Origin of the sequence: Reyranella sp. (assembly GCF_965279465.1) — a bacterium.
GTDB lineage: Bacteria > Pseudomonadota > Alphaproteobacteria > Reyranellales > Reyranellaceae > Reyranella.
The window spans coordinates 5,070,074-5,088,106 of record NZ_OZ257242.1 but is presented as its reverse complement, the minus strand read 5'-3'; the positions used below and the strand labels follow the sequence as shown (position 1 = coordinate 5,088,106).

The 18,033-nt window shown below is 66.7% G+C and carries 15 protein-coding genes and 2 tRNA genes; 3 read left to right on the top strand and 14 right to left on the bottom strand.

Annotated elements, in window-relative coordinates:
• Window positions 1-2: 2 nt before the first annotated feature.
• From ACQY8M_RS24770 to ACQY8M_RS24735, 8 genes are all read right to left on the bottom strand, one after another.
• Window positions 3-860, bottom strand: a complete 858-nt coding sequence (locus tag ACQY8M_RS24770) for an energy transducer TonB (RefSeq protein ID WP_428661073.1) — start codon at window positions 858-860, stop codon at window positions 3-5.
• Window positions 857-1,546, bottom strand: a complete 690-nt coding sequence (locus ACQY8M_RS24765) for a PepSY-associated TM helix domain-containing protein (RefSeq protein WP_428661070.1) — start codon at window positions 1,544-1,546, stop codon at window positions 857-859. The genes ACQY8M_RS24770 and ACQY8M_RS24765 overlap by 4 nt, the downstream gene beginning before the upstream one ends.
• On the bottom strand, window positions 1,546-2,232 hold the full coding sequence (locus ACQY8M_RS24760) for a Fe2+-dependent dioxygenase (protein WP_428661069.1): 687 nt from the start codon (window positions 2,230-2,232) through the stop codon (window positions 1,546-1,548). Before ACQY8M_RS24760 ends, ACQY8M_RS24765 begins: the two co-directional genes overlap by 1 nt.
• A gap of 17 nt (window positions 2,233-2,249) precedes the next feature.
• Window positions 2,250-4,481 carry a TonB-dependent receptor gene (locus tag ACQY8M_RS24755; RefSeq protein WP_428661067.1) on the bottom strand — a complete coding sequence of 744 codons (2,232 nt, stop codon included), beginning with the start codon at window positions 4,479-4,481 and terminating at the stop codon, window positions 2,250-2,252.
• A 119-nt stretch (window positions 4,482-4,600) separates the two neighbouring features.
• On the bottom strand, window positions 4,601-5,590 hold the full coding sequence (locus ACQY8M_RS24750) for a hypothetical protein (protein WP_428661064.1): 990 nt from the start codon (window positions 5,588-5,590) through the stop codon (window positions 4,601-4,603).
• A 19-nt stretch (window positions 5,591-5,609) separates the two neighbouring features.
• Window positions 5,610-5,686 (bottom strand) — tRNA-Arg (locus ACQY8M_RS24745).
• A gap of 7 nt (window positions 5,687-5,693) precedes the next feature.
• The gene (locus ACQY8M_RS24740) at window positions 5,694-5,996 is read right to left on the bottom strand and encodes an ETC complex I subunit (RefSeq protein WP_428661061.1); all 303 of its coding nucleotides are present in this window, start codon (window positions 5,994-5,996) and stop codon (window positions 5,694-5,696) included.
• Between the two features lie 34 nt (window positions 5,997-6,030).
• Window positions 6,031-6,107: transfer RNA gene (locus tag ACQY8M_RS24735), tRNA-Pro, on the bottom strand.
• 82 nt (window positions 6,108-6,189) lie between these two features.
• Between ACQY8M_RS24735 and ACQY8M_RS24730 the strand changes: the two genes are divergently transcribed.
• The gene (locus tag ACQY8M_RS24730) at window positions 6,190-6,597 is read left to right on the top strand and encodes a DUF2237 family protein (protein ID WP_428661059.1); all 408 of its coding nucleotides are present in this window, start codon (window positions 6,190-6,192) and stop codon (window positions 6,595-6,597) included.
• A 24-nt stretch (window positions 6,598-6,621) separates the two neighbouring features.
• A complete protein-coding gene (locus ACQY8M_RS24725) occupies window positions 6,622-8,280 on the top strand; it encodes an amidase family protein (RefSeq protein ID WP_428661057.1) in 1,659 nt (552 codons plus the stop codon).
• A gap of 6 nt (window positions 8,281-8,286) precedes the next feature.
• Here the strand turns inward: ACQY8M_RS24725 and ACQY8M_RS24720 are convergent, their stop codons facing one another.
• From ACQY8M_RS24720 to ACQY8M_RS24700, 5 genes are all read right to left on the bottom strand, one after another.
• Window positions 8,287-9,486 carry a GNAT family N-acetyltransferase gene (locus ACQY8M_RS24720; RefSeq protein WP_428661055.1) on the bottom strand — a complete coding sequence of 400 codons (1,200 nt, stop codon included), beginning with the start codon at window positions 9,484-9,486 and terminating at the stop codon, window positions 8,287-8,289.
• Window positions 9,487-9,555: 69 nt separating this feature from the next.
• Window positions 9,556-9,921 carry a hypothetical protein gene (locus ACQY8M_RS24715; protein WP_428661052.1) on the bottom strand — a complete coding sequence of 122 codons (366 nt, stop codon included), beginning with the start codon at window positions 9,919-9,921 and terminating at the stop codon, window positions 9,556-9,558.
• 71 nt (window positions 9,922-9,992) lie between these two features.
• The gene (locus tag ACQY8M_RS24710) at window positions 9,993-11,624 is read right to left on the bottom strand and encodes a gamma-glutamyltransferase family protein (RefSeq protein WP_428661050.1); all 1,632 of its coding nucleotides are present in this window, start codon (window positions 11,622-11,624) and stop codon (window positions 9,993-9,995) included.
• 12 nt (window positions 11,625-11,636) lie between these two features.
• On the bottom strand, window positions 11,637-12,764 hold the full coding sequence (locus ACQY8M_RS24705) for a divergent polysaccharide deacetylase family protein (RefSeq protein ID WP_428661047.1): 1,128 nt from the start codon (window positions 12,762-12,764) through the stop codon (window positions 11,637-11,639).
• Window positions 12,765-12,840: 76 nt separating this feature from the next.
• A complete protein-coding gene (locus ACQY8M_RS24700; protein WP_428661044.1) occupies window positions 12,841-15,519 on the bottom strand; it encodes a GNAT family N-acetyltransferase in 2,679 nt (892 codons plus the stop codon).
• 83 nt (window positions 15,520-15,602) lie between these two features.
• Between ACQY8M_RS24700 and ACQY8M_RS24695 the strand changes: the two genes are divergently transcribed.
• On the top strand, window positions 15,603-17,057 hold the full coding sequence (locus ACQY8M_RS24695) for a S10 family peptidase (protein WP_428661042.1): 1,455 nt from the start codon (window positions 15,603-15,605) through the stop codon (window positions 17,055-17,057).
• A gap of 84 nt (window positions 17,058-17,141) precedes the next feature.
• Here ACQY8M_RS24695 and ACQY8M_RS24690 read toward each other — a convergent pair whose 3' ends face one another.
• Window positions 17,142-18,026, bottom strand: a complete 885-nt coding sequence (locus ACQY8M_RS24690; RefSeq protein ID WP_428661040.1) for an EamA family transporter — start codon at window positions 18,024-18,026, stop codon at window positions 17,142-17,144.
• Window positions 18,027-18,033 lie beyond the last annotated feature (7 nt).

The following is an 18,033-nucleotide window of genomic DNA, read 5'->3' as shown; positions in this document are numbered from 1 at the left end:
TATCAACGCAAGACAAAATCGATCGGCACCAGCACCCAGACGGGTTGGGGTATGCCGTTCTCCGAATAGGGCCGAAGCAACGCGGCGCGGACGGCGCTCAGTGCCGACTCGTCGAGCGCCGGATGGCCCGACGACTGCGCCAGTGAGACCTGTGCCGGCCGGCCCGTCCTGTCGACCAGCACCCGCATGACCACCCGCCCCTGCTCGCCGGCGCGCCGGGAGCGCGCCGGATAGATCGCGTTCGGCGGGTTGATGTAGGCGACCTGGCCGATCGACACCGTCTTGGGCGCCTGCGGCACCGACGGCGGCGCGGTCTGCGGCGCATGATCGACGACCGGTGCGGCGGCCTGCGGGCGCGGCCTGGGTGGCGGCGGAGGCGGCCTGGGTTTGGGTGGCGGCGGTGGAGGTTTCGCAGCGACCGGAAACTCCGGGGGCGGCAGGTCCGGCGTCGGCGGCGAGACCATGGTCTCGAGCATCGGCACCTCCGGCGGCGGCGTGTCCTCCGGCGGCGGCGTGTCGAGCTTGACCGGTTCCTGCTCGGGCGGCGGCGTATCGATCGGCGGCGGCGTATCGAGCCGCACGGGTTCGAGCTCCGGCGGAGGCGTGTCCTCGGGCGTCGGAACGTCGACCTTATCCACTAGCTGCTCGGCCGGTACCATGCGGACCTCGACCGAGGTCTGGTCGCCGACCGTGAGCTTGGTCGGCTCGATCTGGGTCAGCGCCCAGCCGCCGCCGACGTGAAAGAAGATCACCAACGCCAGGATCGCACCACGCTTGGCCGGCGACAGCGGCGGTTGATAGGCCGGCTCCGGCGTCAACCGCGGCGGACGCTCCGGCTCGCAGAACTGGGACGATGTCATTGCTGCATTGGCCATAGCGCCAAGCCCACCGTCGTGGCGACGGAGAGTCCGAAGATCGTGAGGCCGAGCCCGCGCCGGCGGTTGGTTGCCCACCACAGGATGGCGCCGCTGATCGACAGGAAGATCAGGCAGCCGGCCAGGGTGTCGATCAGCAGGATCCAGGGGATAGGCATGCCGGTGCCCTTGTGCAGGTTGGTCAGCGTCGCAACGAATCCGTTCGACGTCGTGCGCACGCTGACCGACTTGTTGCCGGCCCAATACTCAGCCTGCATGACATGATTGGGACCACCGAAATTGAATGTCCAGCGCTCGGGCTGGGTCAGCCGCTGCCCGCCGTCCCGCTCGCTCCCCCGTTCGCTCCACGCCACGGGCCGCGAGCGCTCGACCCGCGTGTTGAACGGCGGCCGATCGGCTTTCAGCGCGTCCTGCAGCCAGGCTGCCATCGCCTCCGCGGTCGCGGGCGGCGGGTCGGGCAAGGCGATCTGGGCATTGATCTGCTGTTGCGCCGGCAGCTCGAGCTTGAGGGCCGCGCGATGATTGAGCCACACCCCGCTGAAGCCCATCATCAGGCCAAGCAGCGCACCCCACAGGCCGAACCAGCCATGGGTCTGCCGCACCCAGCGCACAAAAGTCAGCCGGCGGTTGACCCGCACCGTGGGGACATCGCCGGCGGTCGTATCGACCATCAGGTCTCGCTCCATTGGCGCACGAGATTGTGGTAGCAGCCGATCAGCGACCGGCGGGCAACCTCATCTGCGTTTGTCTGGTTGAGCCGCTGGATAGCGCCGTCCATCTCGTAGAGCAAGGCGCGCTGCGAATCGTCGCGGACCAGGCTCTGGACCCAGAAAAAACAAGATGTGCGAACGCCGCGCGTGATCGGCGCGACCTGGTGCAGACTGGTCGCCGGATAGACTACCATGTCACCCGCCGCCAGCTTGACGCTGTGGCCTCCGTAGGTGTCCTGGATCTGCAGCTCGCCGCCGTCGTAGTCCGACGGGTTGGTGAGGAACAGGGTCGCCGACACGTCGGTCCTGAGCTTGCGACCGTCGTGCGGGCTGATCCGCACGCTGCCGTCGACGTGGGCGCCGAACACCATTCCCTCGCTGTAGCGGTTGAACATCAACGGATAGACCGTGTTGGGCAGCACGGCGCTGATGAAGGTCGGATTGCGCTCGAGCGCCGGCACGATGATGCGCTGGCATGCCAGCGCAACTTCCGAGCGCTCGTCGATCTGCTGGTTGAACTTGACCGGCGCACCCTGGTAGCCGGCGGTCACTCGCCCATCGACCCATGCGTCGCCTGCACGATCCAGACGCTCGCGCAGGCTGATGAGCTGCGCGGCGTCGAGGACATTGGGAATACAGACGAGCACGGGCCGGCGGGTCCTGGTTACATGCGGTAGTTCAGGGTGAGCATCGCCGTGAGGCCCGATCCCGGCACGCCGCGACCGCCGTCCGACGCTGCGACCTGCTCGTAGTAATAGACATTGGTCAGGTTAAACACGTTGAGGCGAATGTCGTACTTTTCCATCTTGTACGCCGCCGTCGCATCGAGACGGATGTAGTCGGGCACAATGATCGTGTTGGTGTTGTTGGCGTAGCGCAGACCCTGATAGGTCGGACCGCCGCCGATCTCCCATTTCTTGTCGAATGTGTAGGTTGCCCACAATGTGGCCGAGTCGCGAGGCGTGTTCAGCGGAATCTTGTCGGTCGTGTTGATGGCAGTACCGTTGACGATGCGTGCATTGAGCAGCGTATAGCCGCCCCATACCTGCAGCTCCGGCGTGATGCGCCCGGCGATGCCTGCACGCAGGCCTTGGACCCGTATCTGGCCCGTCGCGCTGTAGGTGCCGTCGAAATTCAGCGTGCGCGCGTTGTTCTTGGTGATCTGGAACAACGCGCCGGTCAGCGACAGGCCGCCGTTCAAAAGGTCATATTTGGCGCCAAGCTCGAAAGCCTCGTTGTTTTCCGGCGGCAGCGGGTCGCGTGAACCCGTCGTGGAAACCAGCTGCTCGAGCGAGGGATTGAACGAGGTGCTGTACGAGAAGTAGTAGCTCTGCACCTTGTCAGGCTGAAACAACAGGCCGCCGCGCCAGCTTACGAAGTTGACGCTCTGCTGCATGTAGGGCGTGGCGGTATTGCCGGGCGTATTGGCGAGGTTGATCGAGTTTCCGATCTGCGCCCAGTAGTTGTCGAGGCGCACGCCGCCGACGAGCTTGATCTCCGGGATGATCTGGATCGTATCGTTGATGTACGGGGCAAAGTCCCAAGCCTGGGCTGAAGCGTAGTTGCCGGGGATTTGCGAAAGATTATTGCTGTAACCGGTGGTGTAGGCTGCCGCCACGCAGCCGACCTGCCCAACTGCCAGCAGATTGCCGTTGCACGTGCCCCGTCGCGAGAAGGACTTGTTGGTGTAGCTGTCGTAGTCGACCTCGAATCCGACGAGCAGATTGTGCGACAGCGGGCCGGTGTCGAACTTGGCCGTTAATTCCGTCTGATTCGTTACCGTGATGTCATTGATGTTTCTATCGCGACTGATCTGGCGAATGGTGAGATACGCAGGGCTGTTTGGACCTACCGGCGTGGGCACGAAGTTCCACGCACCATTCAATACGCCGGCGACACCGCCGGAAGTCTGCCGCACGTCGGTATTGACCCAGTTGAACTGGCTCTGGTTGCGCAGGCTCAAACTATTGTTGAACTTATGGTCGACAGTCGCATTGACCATGACCTGGTCGGTATTGGTGCGGTCGTCGGCGAGACCGTAGTTCGTATTGCGCGGCGGCGTCAGCAGATACCCGTTATAATTCGGAACGCCGTAGTCGACGTTGTCGTGGTTGTGCTGCAACAGAGCCGACAAGGTGACTTGGGTCGGCCCGCCGATACCCAGCTTGACCGACGGCGAAATGCCGAAGTCGAGCACGTCTGTCAGGTCGCGGGTCGATATCTTGCCGCGTTGGAACATCATGTTCACACGCGCCGCGGAGTCGGAATCCATCGGCTGGTTCACGTCCGCGGTGAATCGCGTTAGGCCGTTGCTCGTTAAGGCCGCCGAGACTTCCGTCGCCTTGTTCAACGACGGCTTCTTCAGGACCTGGTTGATTACACCACCGGTCGAGCCGCGGCCGAACAGCATCGACGACGGACCCATCAGGATCTCGATCTGCTCCAAGGCAAACGTGTCGCGATAGTACTGGCCGCGATCGCGCATGCCGTCGAGATAGATATCGGTTCGGGCCGAGAAGCCGTTGAGGTTGACGTTGTTGCCGATGTTGCCGCCTTCCGCCGCGCCGAGGGTCACACCGGGCGTGTTGCGGATGGCGCTCTGGAACGAGGTGGCGCCCTGCGATTGCATTAGCGCCTTGTCGATGATGACGATCGACTGCGGGATGTCGCGGATCTCGCCCCCCAGCCGGTTGATCGATGCCGGCGGTGGGAGGAAGTCGTCGCTCGGCCGGGAGCCGGTGACGGTCACCGGCGTCATCGTTGCCGCGGGTGCTGCGGGATTGGCTGGCGAAGCCGGCTGGGCCTGGGCGGCAGCGGGATCCGGAGTGGTGCCTGGCGTCTGCTGGGCGGGTGTTTGCTGAGCCATCGCGGCCGGTCCAACGAGCAGACCCACCATGGCAGTTTTCATAGGCAGACGACGCTTCACTGGTACTCCCCCACTTTACGCCGCCCCAGGGAATGTGGCGGCAATGCGAATTATTAGCATCTGAATAGATCAGATGCGAATGGCTCGCATTATCTTTTTTGGGGTTCGTTCCGCGAGGCGCGCAAGCCCGAGGCCAACAAGGCGCCTCCGACAACCAGCAAGGCTAAGCCTGCAAACATCAGTGCCTGTGTCCACCAATTCTGTTCCGGTGCATCGTCGACGATCAGGGGCCGAGGCTGCGGATCGTCCGGCCGGTAACGAATAAGTGTTTGCCGCACAGCGAGTTGGCCGTCGCGGTTGATCCTGTTCCAGAAGGCCTCGCTGACCGGTATCGGGCCGAAATGATGGACCGACCCCTGCCCGTCCTTCCAGGCAAGGCGAACGGCATGCGAGGCCTTGCCGCCGTCCCTCGCCGGCAGAGTGGTGGCGTCGACGATGTCGGCGGTGACCTCGCTGCCGCCCAAGGCGATCGCGTCGGCCGAACGTCCGTCGGACCAGGCGCTGAAGGCCATGAAGCCGCCGACCACGAGGGCGCCCAGCCCGATCAAGGTGCGCCGGGGCGGGGGCGCGGGCGCCGGCCTTGCCATGGCGGTGACGCGGCGGCCGCGGCCCTGAAGCAGGGTAAGCGCCGCAAAGCCCGCCCACGAGGCCAGTGCAGCATAACCCGCAGCCGCGAGCCAGGATTGCAGCGATTCCAGGCGTGCCGCCGCATCGGCCGTGATGACCGGAACGGCCGTCGCGTCGTCGAGCACCTTCACCGGAAGGGTCGCCAGGCGTACCTGCTCGCCGCGAACGATGCTGCGCGCCAGCGTCTCCGTAATCGGTACGTTGCGGAACTCACGCGGCTTGCCGTCCTTGCCCTGCCAGCGCAGATCGACCGACAGTTCCTGCTCGACGAAGCGCGGCCGCCAGCCGTCTGCCGCGATCGGCATCTTGCGCTGATACTGCGCACCGGTGACCTGGGCGGTCGTCGCATAGCCCTGGTCGAGCACGCGCTGCATCGACTGCCGATTGTCCCAGCAACCGAGCACGACGAGCGTGGCCAGCAGAGCGATCACCAGAAGGAGTTTGCGGCCCACGACTTCCCTTCAGTGGGAATGGCGACCCCGGCGTGACTCGAACACGCAACATCCTGCTTAGAAGGCAGGTGCTCTATCCGGTTGAGCTACGGGGTCAATCTCTTCAGTGCGTCCAGCGGCCCACGCGGTTGAAGGCGAAATTGTCGGCATAGGCCTTGGGCCTCACCGGGCGGCTGTGCGGCATCTCGACGGTGTATTGCCAGCCGCTCTTCTCTGCATGCGCCTTGGCCTCGTCTAGCGTCGGAAACCACAGCTGGACCTGCTGCATCGTGTCGCGCGAGCCGGTCCAACCCATCAGCGGGTCGACGAACTTGGGCGCAGGCTCGCTCTCCAGCAGCCATTCCTTGGTCTTGCCGACGCCGGACTGCATGGCCGTCTTGGCCGGCTTGAAGATGCGAACCTTCATAGGACTCCACTCTCCATATCGTCCCTGCGGGCGGTGGTCGGGGCGGCAGGATTTGAACCTGCGACCCTCTGGTCCCAAACCAGATGCGCTACCAGACTGCGCTACGCCCCGCCGCGACCGCTCGATGACGCGGCGCTTTCTACCAGCGGTCGGCGCGCCTCGAAAGCCCTAACTCCGGGTGCTACACTAAGCCATGTTCGATCAGACTCCGGAACAGGGCCGCCCCGGGCGAGCCCCCGCCATCAATGTCCTGGGCGGAGCCCTGCAGATCTGCTCGGGAGAGCCGCTGACGGGCTTCTATCGCGACGGCTGCTGCAACACCGGACGCGAGGACCATGGCCTGCACACTGTTTGCTCGGTCATGAGTGCGGATTTTCTCGCGTTTTCCAAGGCCGCCGGCAACGATCTCACCACGCCGATGCCGCAATACGGCTTCGCGGGCCTGCAACCCGGCGACCGGTGGTGCCTGTGCGCCGAGCGCTGGAAGGAGGCGCTCGAGGCCGGCGCGGCGCCGCAGGTCGTGCTCGAGGCCACCCATGCCGTCACCCTGCAGGTCGTGCCGCTCGAAGAGCTGAAGAAGCACGCCTTCAGGCTTCAATGAACTGCTGACGGGTCGGAGAGCACCATGGCCGAACCAACCCGGCGCGATCTCGCCATGCTCCCCGTGGCGGTCGCTGCTGCCGCGTCGGGACGCGCCGCCGCCCAGTCCGGCCTCGCCGTCGACAACGCCTCGCTTGCCGACGTGACCCAGGCGCTGGCGGACGGGAGGATCACCGCCAGCGCCCTCACCCGCGCCTATCTTGCTCGGATCGAGGTGTACGACCGCGCCGGGCCCGGGCTCAATTCGGTTCGCGAGGTCAATCCCAATGCGCTGTTCATCGCCGAGCGCCTCGACGGTGTGAAGCCATCGGCGCAACAGCCGCTGGCCGGCGTTCCGATCCTGGTGAAGGACAATGTCGCCACTGACGACCAGCAGCACACGACCGCAGGGTCGCTCGCCCTTGCGACGGCGCGCGCCCGGAACGACGCCACCGTCGTCAAGCTGCTGCGCGCGGCAGGCGCGGTCATCCTCGGCAAGGCGAACCTGACGGAGTTCGCCAACATCCTCGCGATCGACATGCCGTCGGGCTACAGCTCGCTGGGCGGCCAGGTGAAGAATCCCTATTCGCCGGCACTGCTCGACGATCGCGGAATCCCTGTCGTGCTGCCTGGCGGATCGAGTTCGGGATCGGCGGCTGCGGTCGCCGCAGGCCTTTGCGCGGCGGCGATCGGCACCGAGACGTCGGGCTCGCTGCTCAGCCCCGCGACGCAGAACGGCCTGGTCACCGTCAAGCCCACGGTCGGGCTGATCAGCCGCGCCGGCATCATCCCGATCGCCCATAGCCAGGACACGGCGGGTCCCCTCACCCGCACCGTGCGCGACGCGGCGATCCTGCTCAACGTGCTCGCCGCACACGATCCGCTCGATCCCGCCACGGAGCCATCGCAGCGGCCGGACGATTACACGGCCGGGCTCGACAAGGACGGGTTAAAGGGCGCGCGCATCGGCGTGCCGAGCGATCCTGCCGATCCGCTCAACGATCCTTATTTCGGCAAGTTGCCGGCGCGCTCCGCCGCTGTGATGGCCCAGGCGATCACGGTCCTGCAGGACGCCGGCGCTACGGTCGTCCGCGCCGGCATCCCGACCGCGGGCTGGATTGGCGGACCGGGCACGAACATGGCCGTGCTCAACCGCAACCCGCTCAGCAGGAACAAGGGAAATCCGGGTGGCGCGTCGATCGTTTTCCTCTACGAGCTGAAGCACGACCTCAATCTCTATCTGCGCGACTGGGCGGTCGGCACCGACATCAAGACCATGGCCGACGTGATCGCGTTCAACCAGGCCAACGCCGACAAGGCGCTGCGCTTCGGCCAGGACCTCTTCCTGGCGGCCGAGGCGACGCGCGGCGACCTGTCGGAGCTGGAATACCGCTCGGCCCGCGCCATGGATCTGCTGTCCGCCAGGGAGCGTGGCCTCGACGCCTACATGACCCGGCACCAGCTCGACGCGGTGGTGTTCCCGGGCACCGCCGGGGCGTCGATCGCAGCCAAGGCGGGCTATCCCAGCATCCAGGTGCCCGGTGGCTTCGTCGCCGGCTTCAACGGCAAGGAAACCCCGGACTATCCGCTCGGCATCACCTTCGCCGGCCGTGCGTGGAGCGAGGCCAGGCTGCTGCAATTGGCGTATGCCTACGAGCAGGCGTCGGACGCCCGCCGCCCGCCGCCGGGATTGCCGGCCCTTTAGGCTTCGCTAGCGGATCGCCATCACCATGGCGGACCCGAGATAACGCCAGACCTCCTCGGCGTCGACGAATCCGGCATCGAACAGCTGTCGCTTGTGGGCATCGGGCGCGTGACGCACGGTCCAGCGCGTCTTGGCCTGGCGGTCTCTGGCGATTGCGGCCGCCACCTCGGGCAGCTTTTCAAAGCGCGCGTTGAAGGCGGGAAAGCTGCTGCCGAGGCGGCGGCGCTGATAGTCGCCGCCGAGGTTGCGCCAGTCGCCCTGCAGGCCGTCCATGAAGTCGGCGTTGAACAGGAGCCCGCCGGGCCTCAGCAGCTGCGCGATGTTTCCGTACAGCGTCAGCAGATGCCGGGGCTCGATCTCGTGGGTGACCCAGCCGAGGAAGGCAACGTCGTACGATCCTGCGGTCAACTCCGACGCCCATGCATTCTCCGTCAGATCGCCCTTGATGAAAGTCACGGGAGCGTCGGACGCAACGAGCTGCCGGGCGACCAGCAGGCCTTTTTCCGAGCCGTCGACGGCGGTTATCTTCCGCGGCGGCGACTTGATGAGCAGCTGTCGTGCCGTGAACGCTGCGGTGCCGCAGCCGACGTCGAGAACGTTCAACGCTTCGCCCTGCAGCATCTGGCGCATGAGTTCCTCGACCAGCTCGAAGCACGAGGTGCGGCCGCCGCAGTAGCTCGACATGTAGCCGTTCCAAAGCCGCTGGTATTCGATGGCCGCCTGGCTCAGCTCGACCGGCTTCGGCCGATCGAGGCGATAGAAGACCCACGCGTCCCCGTCGAAGCGCTCTGCGAAGCGACCCTCCACCGGCAAATCGGAGTGTGACTTGTCGGGGGTGAATCCGAGCGACTCGAGCGTCTTGCGCGACGCTGGATTGCTGTCGCGCAGGCAATGGGCGTGCGCGTAGTCGAGGAGCAGACGATTGAAGGCGTAGCCGAGAGCAAGATCGGCGGCCTTGCTCGCGAGTCCCTTTCCCCGGTGCTCCTGTCCGACCCAGAAAGCCAGCTCGCCGGAATTGTCGGAAGCATCCAGCCTTTTGAGCGTCACGGCGCCCGCAACCACGCCTCGATCGATGATCGCAAAGGTCAGGGAGGTCCTTGGCGCAGCGTTGTTGTCACTGATCCAGGCGGCAACGTCCGATGCCTCGCAGGCCGCCGGGACCGAAGACGTCCGGCTGAGCTCCGGATCGCGCGCCAGGCGCAGCATTGCATCGGCATGGGATGGGTCGAGGACTTGAATCGAGACGTCTGTCATCGGTCCAGTATATCAGCTCGGTCAGGCTTCGATGAACTGATAGCCGGTCCGAATGCGGCCATCGTCAGCCAGGACCAGAAAGTCGAATCCGATCGAGATCACCTCGCCGCCTCCCGCCGGCAGCATCTCCCAGCGCAACTTGATCGTGTCGTGATGGCCGTCGACACCGTCGCGCAGACGGAAGACGTTGCCCTTCTCCTTGACCCATTTCTCGTAGGCGGTAGCGACGCGGCTCTCGATCCCCGCATGGCCGACCGCCTCGATCGTGCGCGCCAGATGCCGGGCGTCCTCATACCAGAGGTCCCGGATCGTCTGCCGCCGGCGTTCGGCGTCCGGCTCGTTCCAGACATTGATGTAGCGATCGACGAAGCTTGCGATGTCGTTCATGGCGGGTCTCCTTGTCGATGGAGACATGGCGCTTTAAGCGCGCCGCGACGATGACATCGCAGGTAATTGCGTCAAACCGCGATCACCACCCCGTCGTGGCCGGGATCGGCACCGCCGTCCAGACCGTCCTCGTGAATGCGGATGCCGTGCACGGCGGCGAAGCCGAAGCCGTAAGGACTGCGCACAACCGGATAGCCCTTCCCCTTCAGCTCGCGCTCGACCCGGCCCTGGATCCGGTTGGAGATATCGATCGTGTCGGAGGTCGCCGAGAAGCGCGGCGCGCTCACCGCTTCGACCATGGTCATGTCGAAATCGAGCGCGTTCAGGATCACGTGCAGCACGCCCATCGCGATCTGGGTCGCGCCGGGCGCGCCGATGATCAGGTGGGGCTTGCCGTCCTTGAACAGGATCGAAGGCACCACCGAGCTGAAACGCGCCTTGCCCGGCGCGATCGAACCGGCACGGCCCGGCCGCGGATCGAACACGCCCATGCAGCCATTGTACATGAAGCCCAGGCCCGGCGTGATCACGCCCGAGGGCATGCCCAGCGAATGGGTCATGGTGAAGCAGTTGCCGTCCTTGTCGAGCACGGAGATGTGCGTGGTGTCCTTCGATACCGCGCCCGAGTTGAACCGCGTCACCGAGGCCTTGACGCCGCGCGCGATCTCGCCCGCCATGGTCTTGGCGTAAGCCTTGGAGTTCAGCTCCGCGACCGGCACGGTGACGAACTTCGGATCACCGACCTTCGCGTCCTTGTCGATCGTCGCGCGCTTCATCGCCTCGGCGACGATGCGCAGATGCTCGGCCGAGCCGTGCTCCAGCGCGCCGATGTCGAAGTTCTCCAGGATGTTGAGCATCTCGATCAGCATCACGCCGCCGCCGGGCGGCTGGTTGGTCGAGACCCGGTAGCCGCGATAGTCGCCCCACAGCGGCGCAGTGCGCACGGTCTTCCAGGCCTCGAGGTCGGCGATCGACAGCAGCGCATCGTTGCGGCGCATGTCCTCGTCGATCGCGTGGGCGATGTCGCCTGAATAGAAGACATCGGCGCCGCCCTTGGCGATGGCGCGCAGGGTCTGGCCATAGTCGCGATTGATCACGGCGTCGCCGACACGCTTGGGCACGCCGTCCGGGCGGCAGTACAACGCGCGCGCTGCAGGCGTGAAGCCGGTGCGCTCGAAGTTGGGCGCGCGGCCGAAGGCGCCGTCGTCGGCCCACCAGAAGTGGACGTGCGGCCGCACCGTCCAGCCGTTCTCCGCCCAATGGATCGCGGGCTCGACAATACGCGACCACGGCAGGCTGCCGTGCTCCTTGTGCGCCTCGTAGTACATCTTGAGGTTGGCCGGCGTGCAGATCGACTGGTAGCCGATGTCGTTGACCCGGCCTTTCAGGATGAAGCCGTAGCCGTCGCGCGCCTCGCTTTCGATCAGGTTGGCCCACATGTCGGGCCGCGCGGCGAGCGGCGCCGGCGCGTGGGCGTCGATGTATCCGTGGAACTTCTTGCCCGGCATGTAGATGCCGCAGGAACCGAACCCGGCGATGCCGCACATCTGCGGATCGACCACCGTCTGCACCAGCGCGCAGGCGATGCCGGCATCGACGGCATTGCCGCCCTCGCGCAGCACGTCGGCGCCGGCCTCCGCCGGCTCCGGCTGCGGCGCCACGATCATCGCCTTCTTGTGATATCGCACGAACGTCTCTCCCATCCTTTGATGTACTCAATCCCAGCCATTGCGCTTGCGCAATACAGCGGACAGCGGCGCGAGAGCGAAGCCCTTCCCGCTAACCGTCGGCAGCCAGTCGGCGAGTGCCTGGATGGTCGCCTCGTGTGGATGGCCGATGGCGACGGCGAACCCCTGGCGCCGCGCCACCTCCTCCGTTTCGGCCAGCCGGCGGCGCACGGCGCCGAGCGATTCGTCGTCATCCAGGAAGACGTTGCGCGCCACGCTCGGCACGCCGAGCTCCCGCGCGAGCTGGTCGCCGACCGACTGCGGCGTGGTCCGCGAGTCGAGGAACAACAGGCCGCGCGCCTTGAACTGGCGCAGCACCGTCTCCATGCCCGGCTTGAAGGCGGTAAAGCGGCTGCCCATGTGGTTGTTCACGCCGACATAGCCGTCGAAGCTGTCGAGCGCCATCGTCACGCGCTGCTTCAGCTCCGCATCGGGCAAGCTCACAAGCAGCGCGTTGGGGCCGGGATCGGCGCGGCCGGTCGGCTCCATCGGCAAATGCAGCATCAGCTCCTGGCCGTGGGCGCGTGCGGCCTTCGCCTGCTCGCGCAGGTCCTTCGCATAAGGCAGGAACGACATGGTCAACGGTCCCGGCAGCTCCCAGGCACGCTTCGAGTGTGGCCGGTCGAGGCCGACGTCGTCGATCACGATCGCGATCAGCGGTTTGCCGTCGAGGTCGCGGAACGGCAGCGCGTTGCGCCGCCAGCTCTGCTCCGTCGCTGCAGCCGCCATCGCGACCTGCCTGGTGCGCGGCTTCTCCTCGACGGTCGCCCTCTGCTGGCCCGGCTCGGTCTCGGTGTAGCGCGGCAGGCCGGGAATATCCTCGATGCGCGCGTAGGTCTCCCTGAGCGGCGGAGGTGGCGCCTGCGCGCCGCGCTTCATATCCTCGAGCGCATCGCGGGCGATCTTGTCACGGTCAGAACCATCCACACGTCCGGCGATCCAGTAGCCGCCGACGAGGCCGCCGGCGAACAGCAGCAGGAGTCCGATGGTCGCGGCGTGCCAGCGATGAGTGTGTATCCAGCCGGCAAATGCACGCCAACGCAGCGTCAGCGCGGACGGCGGCCGCTTCGCCCTCCTTCTGTTCGCCTTCCCGCTTCTGTTCTTCCTAGACGCCATCTCAGCGGTCGATTCTAACTCGTTGGCCCGTCGCCACAATTCTGCCCTCAAGCAGACGGCGGTGGCGGAACACGGGTTACAATGTTCCGAGCTGCTTCACCATCGTGATGTCGGTGTTTCCGGCACGCCCAGTTTCCGGCGCGAAGCCGAGGCGCTTGCTGAGCTCGATCATCCCGCGATTCTCGCGCAGGATATGGCCCACCACGCGCTTCACGCCGCGCGCCTGCGCGTAGGCGAGGACGTGGCGCAGCAGCAGTTCGCCGTAGCCCCTGCGTTGCCGGTCGGAGGCGACGACCAGCGCGAACTCGGCCTGCTCGAAACCCGGGTCGGCCGCGAGGCGCCCGACGCCGAGCAGCTCCTCGCCGTCGAGCAGCAGGAAGGCCATCTCGCGGTCGTAGTCGATCTGGGTGAGCCGTGCGGCCATTTCGTGCGTGAGCTCGCGCATCGGCCCGAAGAAGCGCAGCCGGATGTCCTCCGGCGTCAGGCGACGGATGAAGCGCTGCAACAGCGCCTCGTCGTCGGGCCGGATCGGCCGGATGCGCAGCTTCTCGTCGCCGTGCCGGACCTCGATCTCGAGCTCGACCGGATAGGGCTTGATCGAGAAACGCGCGGCGCGCTCCTCGCCCGCTTCCGGCTTGCGCACGACGATGCGGGCGTCGAGCGCGAGCACGCCGTCGGCATCGACCAGCAGCGGATTGATGTCCAGCTCGGCGATCTCGCCCACGTCGGCGATCAGCTCCGACAGACGCACCATGGCCTCACCGACCGCGCCGCGCGCGGCCGGCGCGCGGTCGCGATAGCCGCGCAGCAGACGATCGACCCGCGTGCGGCTGAGCGCATCCTCGGCCAGCACGAGATCGAGCGGCGGCAAGGCCAGCGCCTTGTCGTCGATCACCTCGGCCGCGACGCCGCCGTGGCCCACCATCAGGATCGGACCGAAGACAGGGTCCTCGGCCGCGCCCATGATCAGCTCGACCGCATGTGGCCGCTTGATCATCGGTTGCACGACGAAGCCGTCGATCCGGGCGCCGGGCGCAACGGTGCAGACCTTGTCGTGCATCGCCTGCACGGCGTCGCGTACCGCCTGCTCGGTGCCGAGATCGAGTGCAACACCGCCGACGTCGGTCTTGTGCGTGATGTCGCGCGACAGGATCTTCACGGCGACCGGAAAGCCGATACGGGTCGCGGCATGCGCCGCCTCGGCAGCGTCGAGCGCGACCTCGGTCGGCACCACGGGGATTCCGTAGGCCGCGAGCGCGCGCTTGGCCTCGGGTTCGGTCAGCACACTACGCTTTTCCGCCAGCGCACCGTTGACGATGGAATGCACCAGATCGGTATCGGACCGCGCTTCGGGAATCGAGGGCGGCGTGCGCTGCAGGGCGCGCTGGCCGCGTCGGTAGGCCACGATGTGCATGAACCCGCGCACGGCGCGCAGCGGTGTATCGAAAGCCGGCATGCCCGCGTCCTGCAGCACCTTGCGGCCGACCGCGGCATCCGGACCGCCGATCCAGCAGCCGATCACCGGCACCACCTTGCGGCCGGCGGCGCCGGCGATGGCCTGCGCGGCCTCCTGCGACGAGGTGAGTGCGGTCGGCACGTTCATCGCCAGCACCGCGCCGACGCCGCGGTCGTCGGCCAGGATGTCGAGCGCGGCGGCATAGCGCGCGCCGTCGGCATCGCCGACGATATCGACCGGGTTGGCATGCGACCAGATGCGCGGCATCGCCTTGTCGAGCTGCCCGATGGTGCGCGGATGCAACGGCGCCAGCTCGCCGCCTTCGTCGATCAGCAGGTCGGTCGCCACGATGCCGGCGCCACCGCCGTTGGTCAGGATGGCGAGCCGCTCGTTGCGCGGCAGCAGGCCGTGGCCCAGCGTCTCGGCAGCATCGAACAGCTCGCCCAGCCCCTTAACCGATACCAGGCCCGCGCGCGCGAAGGCAGCGTCATAAACCGCGGCCGAGCCTGCCATGGCGCCGGTGTGCGAGGCAGCGGCTTGTGCCGCCGCGGCATGCCGGCCGGCCTTGAGCACGATCACCGGCTTCAGGCGGGCGACGCTGCGGGCGGCGGACATGAACTTGCGCGCCTGGGTGATGCCTTCGACATACATCAGCACCGCGCGGGTCTCGTAGTCGCGCGCCAGCATGTCGAGTACGTCGCCGAAATCGACGTCGGCCATGTCGCCCATGGAGAAGAGGTGCGAAAAGCCAATTCCCTGCGCGCTGCCCCAGTCGGCGAGCCCGGCCAGCACAGCGCCCGACTGCGCGATCGCGGCCAGACGTCCCGCCTTGACCTTGGCCGGCCCGAAGCTGGCGTTGAGACCATGACGCGGGGCCATGTAGCCGATGCAGTTCGGCCCCACGATCCGCAACAGATGAGGCTGGGCGATGCGCAGCAGCTTCCGGCGCCAGCGCTCGTTGTCCTCGCGGCCGTCGGCGCCTGCGCCGGGACCGGCGCTGATGATGACCGCCGCCCGGGTCCCCTTCGTACCCAACTCCTGCAGAATGCCCGGCACGGTCTCCGCAGGCGTCATGACGACGGCAAGATCGGGCACGCCCGGCACCTCCGCCAGCGACTTCAGGACAGGACGGCCGGAGATTTCGCCGCCCTTGCGGTTGACCAGATGGATTTCGCCTACGAATCCGCCGCCGAGCAGATTGCGCGTGACGGCGGCCCCGACCGAGCGCGGCCGCGAGCTGGCGCCGATGGCGACGATCGATTTCGGCGCCATCAACTTGTCGAGATTACGGGTGGACATCGATCCCTTCCATCGTCGACCGCTATAGTGAACGCATGACAGTGAACCCTGTGTTAAGCAAGCCGGCCGCGACGATGCGACCGTTGCTGCGCCGAGCAGTGCTGGCGGTGCTCTTCCTCGCCGCCGTTCCCGTCGCTTACGCCGCGACGCCCGATGCCCCGCCCGACTCCGTCACGCATCACCAGTTCAGGATCGGCGATGCGAGCGTCGCCTTCACCGCCACGGCAGCGACCTTGCCGCTGACCGACGACAAGGGCGAGCGGCAGGCCGGCATGTTCTATGTCGCCTATACGCGCGACGAAGCGAATGCCGAACGCCGGCCAGTGACCTTCGCCTTCAACGGCGGTCCGGGTTCGAGCTCGGCCTATCTTCATCTCGGGGCGCTGGGGCCGCGCATCGTCCCTTTCGGACCGCAGGGCCAGATGCCGCCGCCGGCGTCCGGGTTGATCGACAATCCCGACCATTGGCTCGACCTCACCGACCTCGTCTTCATCGATCCGGTCGGCACCGGCTACAGCCGCGCCGTGGGCGACGCGGGCAAGCGCTACTGGGGAGTCACCGAGGACCTGGCCTCGATCGCGACCTTCATCGACCGCTATCTCACGGCAGCCGGCCGCCGCGCCTCGCCGAAATATCTCGCCGGCGAAAGCTACGGCGGCTTTCGCGCGGCGCGCCTGCCCGAGGTCCTGGCCGACGACCACAACATCGCTGTTTCCGGCGTGCTTTTGATTTCGCCGGTGCTCGAATTCAGCCTGATCGCCGACGACAGCCTGGCCCTCCTGCCCGATGTGCTGCGCCTGCCCTCCTACGCCGCCGTCCGGCTCGAGCAGTCGGCGGCATCGACGCGCGAGGCGCTGGCCGAGGTCGAGCGCTTCGCCCTGGGGCCCTACCTGACGGCATTGGCCGCCTCACCGCGCGACGAGGCCGCGATGCAGGGCATCTACGCCGAGGTCGCCCGCCACACCGGCGTGCCGCAGGCGGTGATCGCACGGCATGACGGCCGCCTGCCGCTCGGCGTGTTCGCCAAGGAAGCGCGCCGGCCGGACAAGCTCCTGGTCAGCCGCTACGACGGCTCGGTGACCGGCCTCGATCCCTATCCCGACTCCAATCGCGCGCGCGGTGATGGATTATTCGACGGTCTGCGGGGCGTGCTGGCCAACGCCATGCCCGCATATCTCGCCGGCTCATTGGGCGTGCGCACCGAGCTGCCCTATCGGCTGTCCAACGGCCAGGTCGTGCGGCAATGGAATTGGCGGAGCGGCCTTGGCGGCCGCGAGGGTTATGCCGGCGCATCCGACTCGCTGCGCGAGGTGCTGGCCCGCAACAAGGACTTCAGGATCGCGATCGCGCACGGCATGACCGACTTGGTGACGCCCTATCTCACCAGCCGCTACGTCATCGATCACCTGCCCGCCTCGCTCACCGGGGACCGGGTGACGTTCAGCCTGCATCCCGGCGGCCACATGATGTACCTGCGCGCCGCCTCGCGCGCCGGGCTGCACGCCGATGCGGAGAGGCTGTATCCGAAGGCGGAGTAGGTCATGCTCTTCCGGACCGCGAGCCTCTGGCTCGCTCATGCTCACGAGAGAGCCAGAGGCTCGCGGTCCGGAAGACCATGAAACTTAAAGAAGCTGCGGTCCGTTCATCAGGATCAGGCCCGACACGATCACCGCGGCGGCCAAGACACGGCGTAACCCGAACGGCTCGCCGAGCAGCAGCGTGCCCATCAGTGCGCCGAACAGCACCGAGGTTTCTCGCAGGGCCGCGACATGCGCCATCGGGCCGAGGGCAAGGGCGTAGATCGCAATGCCGTAGCCGGTGTTGGCGATCAGGCCGCCGACCTCGCCCCGCCACCAGTTGCGCCGCAGATGCGACCACACAGTCTGCGGCCGCACCATGACAGCGAAGACCAGCAGCCACGGCCCCTCGAGCACACAGAGCCAGGCGATATAGGCGAGGCGATGGCTGGCATCCGGCCCGGCGGCGCGCACGCCAAGACCGTCGGAGATGATGTAGCCCGCGATCGTGAAGCCGGTCAGCACGGCAAAAAACGTCGCCAGGCCGTGCCGCGCGCCGGGCTTGGGCACCAATGACTTCAGTGGAATGGCGAGCGTCACCAGGCCGGCACTGAGCAGGATCACACCGACGATATCTTGCACCCGAAGGTGCTCGCCGATGAACTGCCCCGACACCATTGCGACCAGCAAGGGGCCCATTCCCCGGGCGATCGGATAGGTGTGGCTGAGATCGCCGTAGGAATAGGCCTGGAGCAAGAAGGTGTAGTAGGCGACGTGCACGATCACCGAGATCGCGAGATACTTCCAGGCGCCAAAGGCGATCGACGGCAGGAACGGCACGGCGATCAGCCCCATCACGGTACCGGTCGTCATGATCACGCCGAAAGTGGCGAGCCGGTCGGAACGATCCGCCTTGAGCAGCGCATTCCAGGTCGCATGCATCAGCGCGGCCGCCAGCAGCAGCCCCACGACCAGGGGTTCCACGACCATTGCGGAC

What these genes read in the sequence shown, in the direction of transcription:
- ACQY8M_RS24765 (WP_428661070.1), bottom strand. Translation starts at nt 1,546, where the DNA reads ATGGTCGATACGACCGCCGGCGATGTCCCCACGGTGCGGGTCAACCGC.
- ACQY8M_RS24710 (WP_428661050.1), bottom strand. Translation starts at nt 11,624, where the DNA reads ATGGGAGAGACGTTCGTGCGATATCACAAGAAGGCGATGATCGTGGCG.
- ACQY8M_RS24725 (WP_428661057.1), top strand. Translation starts at nt 6,622, where the DNA reads ATGGCCGAACCAACCCGGCGCGATCTCGCCATGCTCCCCGTGGCGGTC.
- ACQY8M_RS24770 (WP_428661073.1), bottom strand. Translation starts at nt 860, where the DNA reads ATGACATCGTCCCAGTTCTGCGAGCCGGAGCGTCCGCCGCGGTTGACG.
- ACQY8M_RS24755 (WP_428661067.1), bottom strand. Translation starts at nt 4,481, where the DNA reads ATGGTGGGTCTGCTCGTTGGACCGGCCGCGATGGCTCAGCAAACACCC.
- ACQY8M_RS24720 (WP_428661055.1), bottom strand. Translation starts at nt 9,486, where the DNA reads ATGCTGCGCCTGGCGCGCGATCCGGAGCTCAGCCGGACGTCTTCGGTC.
- ACQY8M_RS24715 (WP_428661052.1), bottom strand. Translation starts at nt 9,921, where the DNA reads ATGAACGACATCGCAAGCTTCGTCGATCGCTACATCAATGTCTGGAAC.
- ACQY8M_RS24700 (WP_428661044.1), bottom strand. Translation starts at nt 15,519, where the DNA reads ATGTCCACCCGTAATCTCGACAAGTTGATGGCGCCGAAATCGATCGTC.
- ACQY8M_RS24740 (WP_428661061.1), bottom strand. Translation starts at nt 5,996, where the DNA reads ATGAAGGTTCGCATCTTCAAGCCGGCCAAGACGGCCATGCAGTCCGGC.
- ACQY8M_RS24730 (WP_428661059.1), top strand. Translation starts at nt 6,190, where the DNA reads ATGTTCGATCAGACTCCGGAACAGGGCCGCCCCGGGCGAGCCCCCGCC.
- ACQY8M_RS24705 (WP_428661047.1), bottom strand. Translation starts at nt 12,764, where the DNA reads ATGGCGTCTAGGAAGAACAGAAGCGGGAAGGCGAACAGAAGGAGGGCG.
- ACQY8M_RS24690 (WP_428661040.1), bottom strand. Translation starts at nt 18,026, where the DNA reads ATGGTCGTGGAACCCCTGGTCGTGGGGCTGCTGCTGGCGGCCGCGCTG.